The sequence below is a fragment of the Porphyromonas canoris genome, assembly GCF_000769115.1.
Classification (GTDB): domain Bacteria; phylum Bacteroidota; class Bacteroidia; order Bacteroidales; family Porphyromonadaceae; genus Porphyromonas_A; species Porphyromonas_A canoris.
Genome location: NZ_JQZV01000009.1, coordinates 82709 through 94860, shown reverse-complemented (window position 1 = coordinate 94860; position 12152 = coordinate 82709). Strand labels below are relative to the sequence as shown.

12 protein-coding genes are annotated in these 12152 nt (G+C 40.6%); all 12 read left to right on the top strand.

The window, feature by feature from the left end; genetic code table 11:
- The first annotated feature begins 15 nt into the window (after positions 1-15).
- The 12 genes from panB (at position 16) to HQ43_RS04735 (ending at position 12149) form a co-directional block, all read left to right on the top strand.
- Positions 16-837 carry a 3-methyl-2-oxobutanoate hydroxymethyltransferase gene (panB, locus tag HQ43_RS04790; protein ID WP_036790509.1) on the top strand — a complete coding sequence of 274 codons (822 nt, stop codon included), beginning with the start codon at positions 16-18 and terminating at the stop codon, positions 835-837.
- 20 nt (positions 838-857) lie between these two features.
- Entirely contained in the window at positions 858-1514 is a 657-nt protein-coding gene (locus HQ43_RS04785) for a trimeric intracellular cation channel family protein (protein WP_036790452.1), read from the top strand.
- 130 nt (positions 1515-1644) lie between these two features.
- Positions 1645-2700 (top strand): asparaginase, encoded by a 1056-nt coding sequence (locus HQ43_RS04780; RefSeq protein ID WP_036790450.1) that lies wholly within the window; start codon positions 1645-1647, stop codon positions 2698-2700.
- A gap of 33 nt (positions 2701-2733) precedes the next feature.
- Positions 2734-3579 (top strand): MBL fold metallo-hydrolase, encoded by an 846-nt coding sequence (locus HQ43_RS04775; RefSeq protein WP_235305945.1) that lies wholly within the window; start codon positions 2734-2736, stop codon positions 3577-3579.
- 43 nt (positions 3580-3622) lie between these two features.
- The gene (locus HQ43_RS04770) at positions 3623-4303 is read left to right on the top strand and encodes a DUF3256 family protein (protein ID WP_036790447.1); all 681 of its coding nucleotides are present in this window, start codon (positions 3623-3625) and stop codon (positions 4301-4303) included.
- Positions 4304-4323: 20 nt separating this feature from the next.
- Entirely contained in the window at positions 4324-5193 is an 870-nt protein-coding gene (locus HQ43_RS04765; RefSeq protein ID WP_036790444.1) for a hypothetical protein, read from the top strand.
- A gap of 11 nt (positions 5194-5204) precedes the next feature.
- Complete coding sequence (locus tag HQ43_RS04760) at positions 5205-5876, top strand: MarC family protein (RefSeq protein WP_036790441.1); 672 nt, start codon at positions 5205-5207, stop codon at positions 5874-5876.
- Positions 5877-5894: 18 nt separating this feature from the next.
- Complete coding sequence (nspC, locus tag HQ43_RS04755; RefSeq protein ID WP_052103083.1) at positions 5895-7064, top strand: carboxynorspermidine decarboxylase; 1170 nt, start codon at positions 5895-5897, stop codon at positions 7062-7064.
- Positions 7065-7103: 39 nt separating this feature from the next.
- Positions 7104-8057 carry a signal recognition particle-docking protein FtsY gene (gene ftsY, locus HQ43_RS04750; RefSeq protein WP_036790438.1) on the top strand — a complete coding sequence of 318 codons (954 nt, stop codon included), beginning with the start codon at positions 7104-7106 and terminating at the stop codon, positions 8055-8057.
- 32 nt (positions 8058-8089) lie between these two features.
- Positions 8090-9406 carry a 30S ribosomal protein S12 methylthiotransferase RimO gene (gene rimO, locus HQ43_RS04745; protein ID WP_036790435.1) on the top strand — a complete coding sequence of 439 codons (1317 nt, stop codon included), beginning with the start codon at positions 8090-8092 and terminating at the stop codon, positions 9404-9406.
- A gap of 14 nt (positions 9407-9420) precedes the next feature.
- Positions 9421-10602, top strand: coding sequence for a LysM peptidoglycan-binding domain-containing protein (locus HQ43_RS04740; protein WP_036790432.1), 1182 nt, complete (start codon positions 9421-9423; stop codon positions 10600-10602).
- Between the two features lie 44 nt (positions 10603-10646).
- A complete protein-coding gene (locus HQ43_RS04735; RefSeq protein ID WP_036790428.1) occupies positions 10647-12149 on the top strand; it encodes a potassium/proton antiporter in 1503 nt (500 codons plus the stop codon).
- Positions 12150-12152 lie beyond the last annotated feature (3 nt).

The window sequence follows — 12152 nt, the reverse complement described above, 5'->3', positions numbered from 1 at the left end:
AAGATAAAGGGAAATATGAGCAATTATCTCAGTAGTGATAGAAAAAAAGTAACAACTCACAGACTGCTGGAAATGAAACAGAGGGGAGAGAAGATAAGCATGCTTACAGCTTATGACTTCTCTTTCGGTGGATTGATAGATGAGTCGGGCATGGATGTTATTCTTGTTGGGGATTCTGCCTCTAATGTCATGGCTGGGAATGTTACTACTCTTCCTATTACATTGGATCAGATGATTTATCATGGTAAGAGTGTTATGAAAGCTGTAAAGCGTGCTCTCGTTGTTGTAGATCTTCCGTTTGGCTCTTATCAAGGAAATTCAAAGGAGGCATTGCACTCTGCTATACGTGTGATGAAAGAGACGCATGCCGATGCTATTAAGATGGAAGGCGGTTCAGAGATTACCGAGTCTGTTCAGAGAATTTTGTCGGCGGGTATTCCAATAATGGGACACCTGGGACTTACTCCTCAGAGCATAAATAAATTTGGCACGTATGCTGTTCGAGCAAGAGAAGAAGCCGAAGCCGAAAAGCTTCTTGCTGATGCGAAACTTTTGGAAGAATTGGGATGCTTTGCTCTTGTGTTGGAAAAGATTCCGGCACAACTTGCCAAACAAGTTGCAGAGAGTGTAATGATCCCCGTTATTGGCATTGGAGCAGGTGCCGGAGTAGATGGACAAGTACTTGTTATGCACGATATGCTGGGAATATCTCAAGGGTTTTCACCAAGATTCCTTCGTCGCTATGCCAAACTTAATGAAGTTATTCATGAAGCATTGAAAGCTTATATTGAAGATGTGAAAAGCAGAAACTTCCCTAATGAGAATGAGCAGTATTAACTGTCTATAGAAGTAGATTGATGGTAGATTTTATTACGATTTGTGACTATCTAGGCACATTTGCTTTTGCTATATCCGGTATCCGATTGGCTTCTGCGAAGAAGTTTGACTGGTTTGGTGCCTATGTTGTAGGTTTTGTTACTGCGGTGGGTGGTGGTACCGTTCGAGATCTTTTTTTGGGTGTAACACCTTTCTGGATGATACAAGAGTCATATCTTATTATCTCTTTTGTGGCTTTGCTTTTTACCGCAATTTTCAAAAAATATCTGGTCCGTATGCAGAATACGGTTTTTCTTTTTGATGCCATAGGGCTGGGATTGTTTGTTGTGGTTGGTGTTGATAAAACATTGGATTTGGGTTTCCCATATTGGGTTGCCATTATCATGGGAACTATCACCGGCTTTTTTGGTGGAATGACTCGTGATATCCTTATAAATGAGATCCCTCTCGTTTTTAGAAAGGATATTTATGCTCTCGCATGTGTCTTAGGTGGGCTTATTTATACAATTTTGGTGAGTATAGGTGTGAACTTAGGGCTTACCCAGTTGTTGTCTGCTCTTAGCGTAATTGTGTGTCGTGTTCTTTGTGCTTGGTTTAACATCAGCCTTCCTGTACTAAAAGGGGCAGAAGAACAGGAGCAGAACAAAGACCATCCGGATAAAACACCTTTTATATAATGCTGTATAGAAGCCAATTCTGATCACTCAAGAGTTGAAATAAAGTTGTATCTTTGTTTCCTATCATTCGGGAGGATAACTTCCGATAAGTGTTTTGCTTTTGAGTCTCTAAAGAAAAAAGAATAAAAAGATGCAAGTTGGTTTCAATAAACCATCAGTATTGCTTATTTATACAGGTGGAACTATCGGTATGATAGAGAATAGTGAAACTGGGCTTTTAGAAGCTTTTGACTTTCACTACTTGGAGGCACAGGTCCCGGAGTTAAAGCGTTTTGGATATAATATTTCATCCGTCTCTTTTGATCCTCCATTGGATTCTTCTTCAATGGATCAATTTTCATGGATAGAAATAGCCAAAGTTATAGAGAAGAACTATGACATTTATGATGGCTTTGTAGTATTGCATGGAACAGACACGATGGCTTATACTGCATCTGCTCTTTCTTTTATGTTGGATGATTTGGCTAAGCCTGTGATATTGACAGGGTCTCAGCTGCCAATAGGGAAGTTGAGGACGGATGGTAAGGAAAATCTTATAACATCAATAGAAATAGCTGCTGCTAAAAGGGATAATGGATTGCCTTATATTCAGGAAGTTTGTGTCTTTTTTGAAAACAAATTGATGCGAGGAAATCGAACAACCAAAATTTCAACGGATCATTTTAATGCTTTTGACACACCGAATTTTCCTCCTCTTGCTGATGTCGGAATAAATATACACTATTCAAAGGCAGTAAGAAGTGCAAGTTTATTGCCATTGAATGCACCATTAAAGATTTCAACATCAATGGATGCCAATGTTGTTGCACTAAAGCTTTTCCCAGGAATAACTCCCATTGTAATCGATCAAATACTGAGCATCCCAAACCTTAAGGGCGTTGTCATGGAAACTTTTGGCAGTGGTAATGCTCCTACTCATGAGTGGTTCTTATCGGCCTTACGTAATGCGATAGAAACGCGAGATATTGTCATTGTAAATGTTACCCAATGTATTATGGGGGCTGTTGAAATGCGTCGCTATAAAACGGGAAATGAACTTTCAGAAGCAGGGGTTATAAGTGGAACAGATCTCACCTTTGAAGCTGCTCTATGTAAGTTAATGTATCTCTTGGGTAAAGGACTCCCTATGGATGCGGTTAGGAAACTTATGCAGGAGCCATTAAAAGGGGAAATAAGTTTGGATTGACGAAGCAAACTTAGGAGAGATAATAGCATTAAGGTGAAACAATCAGCTGACTATATTACATTTTTTAGCATAGGAAGTGGCAGCAGTGGAAATTGTTACTTCTTCTCGTATTTTGGAACATCTTTACTCATAGATGCCGGGCTTAGAGGACGAACGATCGCAGATGCTTTGAAAGACAAGGGCATAGATCCGACCTCTCTATCCGGAATCTTGGTGACACACGATCATGCTGATCATGTGCGCGGAGTAGGAGGTATTGCTACGAGATATCATATGCCTATTTACGCTACAAGAAAAGTAATGCATGCTCTAATCACAAGTAGATATATCCAAGAAGATATTACAGGGTATTTGAAACCGATTGATCTGAATAAGGCCTTGGAAATAGGGTCTATTAAGGTTCATGCTATTCCCATCCCACACGATAGCACGGACAATATTGGCTATATGATAGAGACTCCCGTAGGAGTGTTTACTTTGATGACGGACATAGGAGATGTTACACCGGAAGTTGAGGGTGCTATAAGACAAAGTAACTTCCTTGTGTTTGAAAGCAACTATGACGAAGAGATGTTGAAAGGAGGCAAATATCCTCAATTCTTAAAGGAGCGTATCACCTGTGGTACAGGACACCTTAGCAATACGAAAAGTGCTGAATGCCTTGCTTGTAATTATCACTTGGATATGACTTTTATAGCTCTCTGTCATTTAAGCAAAGATAATAATCATCCGGATCTTGCATACAAGTTTGTAGAGCATCGCTTGTTTAGAGAAGGAATAAGAGTGGGTAAAGATTTAGAACTAATGGTGCTCAAGAGGAGCATTCCTTCCGAAAAGCTTTTCTTGCGTCGTGGAGAACTTCCCATTAGAATCTTATGACCCAAAAAGATATAGTACCTTTGTTTTTAGTTAATGTGAGAAAATGAAGCATTTCCAAGAGTATATAGTTTTTCTGTTGGGTATCCTTGCTCTGATCTTTTGCGGTGGTGGCTTATCGGCTCAGACTGTTGCAGAAGTTTTTATTGACGCTCCGGAATCCGCTTTCCCCGTGCTTTCCTTGAATAACAAGAAAGATCTAATAGATCGTTATGAAGCAAGGAAGGAGAAAGAAGAAGTAGATTTGGAGGTAGAAAATGAATTTAATGGTAAAAGTAGACTCCTTTATCTGAGTGATGTGAGAATGGTTGTTGTACTGGATAAGCACTCTAAGATAGAGCTTTGTATGCTTCCGGTAAAGGGGCAAAAAGATCCTTTGATTGCTGTTATCAGAACATCTTTAATTTCTCCTGAGCATTCGGTTTTGTCTTTTTATGATGTGTCTTGGAAGAAAAAAGATAAAACTCTTCATGAGCCATCATATTCTTTTGAAACATTCATAAAGAACAGTTCTTCTAAAGCTACGACACAGGGCAAGCTCGTAATGTCTCAGCTTGCATCCATAACAAATCTTCTTACTTTTATAGAAGATGAAAGAGGGAAAGTTGGTCTTTCTGTACATCTTACGGGTATAGATGATTCTTCTCTTGAGAGTGAGGAGAGTGTGAGAAGCCTATTGAAAAGCGAAAAAATAACATTTTGGTGGAATAATAAGAAGTTTTTATAGAATAGAAATAGCGACAACATATGCAGAAGAAAGCTTTAGTTTATACCATAGTTGTAGTGGCTGCCATAGCTTTGGGAGTGGCAGGTTTTATCCTTCTGAGACAAAATAATGAGCTCAAGGAGTTCAAAGAGCAGATGATACTGGATAGACAACTTCTTGAAGAGGAGTTTAACGATCTATCTATGCAGTATGAAGGATATAAATTCACAGTGAGTAATGACTCCCTATTGAAAAAACTTGAGGGTGAGCAAGCAAAAGTACAGCGCTTGATGGAAGAGTTGAAAACCGTTAAGAGCAATAATGCAAAACGGATTGGAGAACTCAAGAAGGAGTTGGAAACACTCCGAAAGATCATGCGACACTATGTACAGCAGATAGACTCGTTGAACAAAGCAAATACGGAGCTTAAAGAAGAGAATACCAGAGTCCGCCAGCAGATATCTCAAGTAACTACCACTGCTCAGAGACTTCAAGCCGAGAAGACTGCCCTGAATGAGCAGGTTCAAAGAGCCAGTAAGCTTAGTGTTTCGTATATTGCAGTCTCTTTATTGGATAAGAAAGGTAAAGAGACCAAAAAGATAAAGAAAGCTGCTCAAATCCGTGTTGTTGCAAATATAGATCGTAATGTAACGGCAGAAGTAGGAGAGAAGACTATTTATGTTCGTATTTTGAAGCCTGATGGAGAAATACTGACTTTACATGATGGCACTTTTGCGTATGAAAATGGAATGCTTGAATATTCTATGAAAAGAACTATTGAGTACGATGGAGAACCTGTTCAAGTAACTCTATTTTGGGATATCAGTGAATATCTTTTGGAGGGAAATTATAGGGCAGATATCTTCTCGGATGGTCATTTGATAGGTAAGAAAGCATTTAGAATAGAGTAAAACATTTTCTTATGGAAGTATTTGATGGAGGATGGGGATTTTTTCTCATCTGTATAGTATCCCTTGTTACTATATCTAATCCTTTGGCTGTTATGCCGTTTTATCTTTCTCTTACAAATGGGTTAACCCAAAAGGCTAAGGGGCGAGTTATCGTAAAGGCTATAACAGCTTCTATTGTAACACTCTTGTTTTTTGCATTTCTTGGACCTCTTATTTTTAAGGTCTTTGGAATATCCATAGATGGCTTTCGTATTATTGGAGGAATTATCTTTTTTAATCTGGGATATGCAATGATGAACGATGCCGGCAGTAGGAGAAACTCTAAGCTTGTTGAAGATCACGATACGGAAAAACAGGAGGACACAGATAATATCTCTATAATTCCATTAGCCATTCCTATTTTGTGTGGTCCCGGTATGATGACCAACGGAATTTTACTTCGAGAAGAGGCAGATACTAATGGAAAGGTAATAATATTGGTCGGGACTATCATACTGTTTTATATTTCGGCTGGTCTGATCTTAAGAACATCAGAACGCATAACTGTTTGGCTTGGAGAAACCGGGAATAAAGTTCTCTCTCGAATTATGGGCTTGATATTGATGGTGATAGCTGCGGAATTTATTATAACAGGTGTTAAGCCGATTTTGACTGAAATTATTAGAACAGCTGTTGGCAGCTGATTTTGTGAATAGAGTTTTATGCAAGAGTTTAAGAATATTCTCCCCACAGAAAAAGAGCATCCAAAGACCCCATGTTATGTCATGGAGGAGGAGAAGCTACGTTATAATCTTTCCCTCATAAAAGATGTTGCCCAAAGAAGTGGAGCAGAAATAATATTGGCATTCAAGGCTTTTGCTCTTTGGAAATCTTTTCCAATATTTCGAGAGTATATCAAATCAAGCACCGCAAGTTCCATATTTGAGGCTCGGATGGGGTATGAATATATGGGATCTTCTACATATACTTTTGCTCCTGCATACAAAGAGGATGAATTCGATGAGATTTTGAAATATAGCGATCATATTGTCTTTAACTCTCTATCTCAGTTTCAAAAATTTTATCCTCTTGTGCAAAGCTATGGAGGAACACACTCTTGTGGTATTCGTATCAACCCGGAATATTCTACGGTAGGGACCGATTTATATAATCCTTGCGCTCCGGGTTCACGATTGGGTGTATTATCTTCTCAGTTGCCTCAAGAACTTCCCGAAGGGATAGACGGCTTTCATTTTCATTCGCATTGTGAGAGTAATTCTTATGATTTAGAAGAGACTCTAAAGCATGTGGAGGAGAAGTTTGGAAAATATCTTCCCGAATTAAAGTGGCTTAATATGGGAGGAGGACACTTGATGACTCATGCGGAGTATGATGTTGAACATTTGATTACACTGCTGCAAAGATTCAAAGAAAAATATCCGAATCTAACGCTTATTTTAGAGCCGGGAAGTGCTTTTGCATGGCAGACCGGCTATCTGAAGACTCAAGTATTGGATATTGTCGAAAATAGCGGAATAAAAACTCTTATCATAGATGGTTCTTTCACTGCTCACATGCCGGATTGTCTTGAAATGCCGTATCAGCCACGTGTTCGTGGAGCGGAGATCGGGGCATTTCCGGAGAAAGGATATGTGTATAGAATAGGAGGCAACAGCTGTTTGAGTGGAGATTTTATAGGAGATTGGACCTTTCCTCAGGAAGTTAAGATTGGAGACATTGTCTTGTTCGAGGACATGATTCATTATACTACTGTAAAGACGACAATGTTTAATGGTATTCCTCATCCAAGTATTGCTATTAAGCATACAGATGGCACGTTTGAGATTTATCGCTCATACGGATATGAAGATTACTTGAATAGGATGTGTTAGGCAGTTAAGAAGATATTAAAGGCAAAAAGGGATAGAGTTATGGGATTATTTGGTTTTTTTTCAAAGGATAAGAAGAAAACTCTGGATGAGGGTTTGGAGAACACAAGGTCCAATGTCTTTTCTAAGATTGGTCGTGCAATAGCCGGAAAAAGTACGGTTGACGATGAGGTCTTGGACGAATTGGAAGAGATCTTGGTAACATCTGATGTTGGAGTAGAAACCACTCTGAAGATCATCAAACGTATAGAAGAACGCGTTGCTCAAGACAAATATTTTGGAACCAACGAGCTGACCAAAATACTTAGAGGAGAAATAGCTGCTCTATTGGAAGAGAACAATTCCATGGATGGCGAAGCATTTTCTCTTCCGAAGGAAACAAAACCCTATGTTATAATGGTAGTGGGGGTCAATGGTGTTGGAAAAACAACGACGATAGGGAAGTTAGCATACCAATTCAAGTCTGCAGGATATAATGTCGTTCTTGGTGCAGCGGATACATTTAGAGCCGCCGCTGTTGACCAGTTGGTTATTTGGGGCGAAAGAGTGGGAGTGCCTGTTGTCAAGCAGCAAATGGGTTCGGATCCTGCTTCTGTCGCTTTCGATACACTCTCTTCTGCAAAAGCCAGTGGAGCAGACGTGGTTATCATAGACACAGCCGGCAGACTTCATAATAAGGTCGGCTTGATGAATGAACTTACCAAGATAAAGAACGTCATGAAAAAAGTTGTACCGGATGCTCCTCATGAAGTTCTTCTTGTTCTGGATGGTTCCACAGGTCAAAATGCGTTTGAACAAGCAAAGCAGTTTACAGCTGCAACGGAAGTGAATGCTTTGGCTATAACAAAGTTGGATGGAACAGCCAAGGGAGGTGTCGTAATAGGTATTTCAGACCAATTTAAGATACCTGTAAAGTACATAGGATTGGGAGAAAAAGTTACCGATTTGCAGCTTTTCCGTAAGAAAGAGTTTGTGGACTCTCTCTTCGGTGAATAACTCTCAAGGAGTATATAAGAGATTCAATTTGAATGAGAAAGAATAGAGTAGATATCATAACACTAGGATGTTCTAAAAATCTCGTAGATTCAGAACTGCTGATGCACCATTTTATTACGGTGGGGTATCAGGTCTTTCATGATCCTGAGAGGGTTTGTGGAGAGATCGTTGTTATCAATACTTGTGGATTTATAGGAGATGCCAAGGAGGAGTCTATCGAAACTATTCTTAGAATGGTAGAGGCAAAGAAGCAAGGTGCCATAGGACAGCTTTATGTGATGGGTTGCCTCTCTGAAAGATACAGGGAAGAACTGAAAAAGGAGATCCCGGAAGTTGATGCATATTATGGAAAGTTCGATTGGAAGAACCTTGTCGGAAATCTTACCAAGGCTTTTCTTGTTGATGCTTCGGGTCTTAGGAAGATCACCACACCACAGCATTATGCTTATGTGAAGATTTCGGAAGGGTGTGATAGAGCTTGTTCCTATTGTGCCATTCCTCTTATCACCGGTAAGCACAAGAGTAGGAGTATAGATAACATCATAAAAGAAGTTACATCTCTTACCGATAGTGGTGTAAAAGAAATTCAGCTCATCGCTCAAGATCTTACTTATTATGGAAAGGATCTTTACAAGAGAGCTGCTTTGGCAGACTTGCTAAGAGAGCTATGTACCATAGACAGACTGGAGTGGATACGTTTGCACTACGCCTATCCTACACAGTTCCCTTTGGATATTTTGCCGGTTATGGCAGCAGAGGATAAGATCTGCAACTACTTGGATATCGCTTTGCAACACGCTTCAGACAATATGTTGAAGATTATGAGAAGAGGTATCTCGAGAAAAGAAACAGAAGCTCTTCTAAGTCGAATTCGGCAAGAAGTTCCGGGTATTCACATCCGTACTACAATGATGGTAGGACATCCCGGAGAGACAGAGTCGGACTTTGAAGAACTCTTGGATTTTGTCGCAGCACAAAGATTTGAACGCATGGGAGCTTTTGCATACTCCCACGAGGATGACACATACTCTTGGAAGCACTATAAAGACGATATCCCCTTGAAGATAAAGAAGGATAGACTATCCAAACTAATGAAGTTACAAGAGGGTATTACTTTTGATAATGCTCAACAGAAAGTAGGACAACAGCAAAAGGTCATTATAGACAGAGAGGATGCAGAGTATTATATCGGTCGTACAGAGTTTGACTCTCCTGATGTCGATCCGGAAGTGTTAATCTCTAAGCAGGGAGACTTGTCCATACCGTTGGATATAGGGCAGTTTTATAAAGCTGATATAGTAGATACCATAGGGTTTGACCTTGTAGCGGAGATACGAAACAAAACATAAATGGACATTGTGGCATGAACACATACGGGAACGAATCTCGCCCCATACGCTTATGGGTGCACTGGCTTCAGACTACGCTTCTTGACGGAAATCCTTTTTGTTGGGAAGGTGTAGGTACTCTCTATGTGAAATGCGAAGATGAGTACATCGGTGTTTTAGAAGACACTCCATACCTTTTCCCTCCTCATATTGCTCTTGTTTTCGAGCCGGCCGGAGAGCTTATCTCTTTTCTTCAAAAGAGAGACTTGTCCCTTCTCTCATCGTACTCTCAACATCATACGGCTCAGCTGCTTTTCGAGATTTACTCTACATTCTCTTGCAAAGAGTTTGCCCTTGATCTGGAAGAACACACTCGCTCTTTCTTGTCTCTGCTTTTAGAGGGGAAAAGTGCGTACCAAGAGGGATTTGGTACACTCTCTCTCTGTAATGCTTCTGAAGGTAGCACTCTCGATTTCTCCCCTGATGCCTCTTTTGTCAAGCGACTTCAAAAACCTTTTGAGGCTTTTGAACCAACCATACTAAAGTCTGCCTCTTTATTCCCCGATCTTTACATCAAAAAGATATCCGATATTCATATCGAAACACCGGTTCAAACATTTTCTATTCCTCGATTTATACCGGAAGAGAAAAAGGTTGAAAGCGGTAGTTTCGATATTTCTGTTTTAGGGCAAAAAGATACACCCTCTTCTTCGGAACAAGGGATTGATGTTGTACCGGCTGTGCAAAACAAGAAGAAATGGTCTCCTGCCTTTTTGTTTATTCCCATACTCCTTCTCTTGCTTGGAGGTATTATGTTTTGGTATCTGAACTCTCATAAGGAGACAGTCCCTGAAACGCTTCCCGCTCCTCTTCCACAAACAGAGGTGGTAGAGGCTCAAAAGGTAGATGCCGAACCGGAAGAGCAGACAGACAAGATGCTTCCTCTTGCTGTGGAGACAGTAGAAAGAGGCACCACTTTAAGTGGATTGGCACAGAAACATTATGGGAATGTTATCTTTTGGGTCTGCATCTACATGGAGAACTATTCTGTTATATCGGATTACAATAATGTCCCTCTCGGACAAGAGCTCAAGATACCTCCTTTGGACAAGTACAAAATGAAAGGAGATAGAGCCGAAGATATATCCCGATGCCGAAGAATCGAGTACCTCATCTACTCCTCCCAGTACAAACCCGGCGATGAGAACGATCTCTAAAATACTTACCACACTATAACATACAATATCTAAAGCCATATCCAATGTTTACTCCGGAACATTTTCTTCTCGTAGGATCTTCACTCATCATATTAGGACTCATTCTTAGTCGAGCCGGCTTCAAGCTGGGCGTACCTGTACTGCTTCTCTTTTTAGGAGTTGGTATGTTGGCAGGAGAGGAAGGACTCGGTATTAGTTTTAACGACACCAAGATAGCACAGTTCGTCGGAGTAATGGCTTTAACGGTAATCCTTTTTTCAGGAGGTATGGATACCAACTTCAAGGATGTAAAGCCTCGTCTGAAAGAAGGAATATCTCTGGCTACGGTTGGGGTCTTGCTTACAACACTGCTTACAGGAACGTTCATATACTATCTCTTTCAGCTTGAGTTCATGCCCATCCATCTTACCTATGTACAATCTTTGCTTTGTGCTGCGGTAATGTCCTCTACCGATTCTGCTTCTGTATTCTCTATCTTGAGGACGAAAGAGATTACGCTGAAACAGAATCTCCGTCCCACACTGGAGTTGGAGAGTGGAAGCAATGACCCTATGGCATATATGCTTACAGTGATACTTATTCAGCTGGCTTCGTTAGGTGATATAAGTACTTTTGAAGCAGTGTTTGACTTTTTCAGACAGTTTATCATTGGTGCTTTTGTCGGTTGGGGAATGGGAAAGATAGCCGTTTGGATGGTCAATAGGATCAATCTCCCCAATCCTTCTCTATATCCCATTTTGTTATTGGCATTTTCGGGGCTGATCTTTGCTTCTGCATACGCATTTAAGGGCAATGGATATCTGGCTGTTTATATCGGAGGGCTCATCGTAGGAAACTCTAAACTCAAGTTTCAGAAGTCTGTCAAAGGATTTTTTGATGGTTTCGCATGGCTTTGGCAGCTTATTATGTTCCTTACGTTGGGGCTGTTGGTCGTTCCCTCCGAACTCTTCCACGTTGCCATTCCGGCGATACTCATAGCCCTGTTTTTGATATTTCTTGGGCGCCCTATTGCTACATTCTTGACCCTCTTACCCATAAGAAGCTCTTTGAGTAATAAGGCAAGACTATACGTCTCATGGATGGGTCTTCGTGGTGCTGTCCCTATTATCTTTGCCACCTATCCCTTGGTTGCAGAAGTTCCTAATGCCACTACTATTTTTAACGTGGTTTTCTTCATCACTCTGCTTTCCCTCATTATACAAGGCTCTACCGCTACATGGATGGCAGAAAAGCTCGATTTGGTGGATGAACCGGTGCAGAAACGAGTATTTGATGTAGAGCTTCCCGAAGAGATCAAGAGTGCACTAAGCGAGATTATTGTTACGCAAGAGATGCTGGCTTATGGCAACACTCTCACAGATATACCCCTTCCACGCCATACACTTGCAGTGATGGTATTGCGTGGAGGACACTATTTTATACCAAGCGGAACTACCGAACTCCAAGTGGAAGACCATATCCTGCTCATTTCGGACGACCAGGAAGCTCTCTTGGCATACTATGAAGAGACCGGAATAGCTCCGTATAGAATGGAAGTAAACGAATAACGT

Bases quoted from the DNA above. Each gene is read 5' to 3' on its own strand.
- HQ43_RS04765 (WP_036790444.1), top strand. From the start codon at position 4,324: ATGCAGAAGAAAGCTTTAGTTTATACCATAGTTGTAGTGGCTGCCATA.
- rimO (WP_036790435.1), top strand. From the start codon at position 8,090: ATGAGAAAGAATAGAGTAGATATCATAACACTAGGATGTTCTAAAAAT.
- HQ43_RS04735 (WP_036790428.1), top strand. From the start codon at position 10,647: ATGTTTACTCCGGAACATTTTCTTCTCGTAGGATCTTCACTCATCATA.
- nspC (WP_052103083.1), top strand. From the start codon at position 5,895: ATGCAAGAGTTTAAGAATATTCTCCCCACAGAAAAAGAGCATCCAAAG.
- HQ43_RS04780 (WP_036790450.1), top strand. From the start codon at position 1,645: ATGCAAGTTGGTTTCAATAAACCATCAGTATTGCTTATTTATACAGGT.
- HQ43_RS04770 (WP_036790447.1), top strand. From the start codon at position 3,623: ATGAAGCATTTCCAAGAGTATATAGTTTTTCTGTTGGGTATCCTTGCT.
- HQ43_RS04740 (WP_036790432.1), top strand. From the start codon at position 9,421: ATGAACACATACGGGAACGAATCTCGCCCCATACGCTTATGGGTGCAC.
- HQ43_RS04760 (WP_036790441.1), top strand. From the start codon at position 5,205: ATGGAAGTATTTGATGGAGGATGGGGATTTTTTCTCATCTGTATAGTA.
- HQ43_RS04785 (WP_036790452.1), top strand. From the start codon at position 858: ATGGTAGATTTTATTACGATTTGTGACTATCTAGGCACATTTGCTTTT.
- panB (WP_036790509.1), top strand. From the start codon at position 16: ATGAGCAATTATCTCAGTAGTGATAGAAAAAAAGTAACAACTCACAGA.
- ftsY (WP_036790438.1), top strand. From the start codon at position 7,104: ATGGGATTATTTGGTTTTTTTTCAAAGGATAAGAAGAAAACTCTGGAT.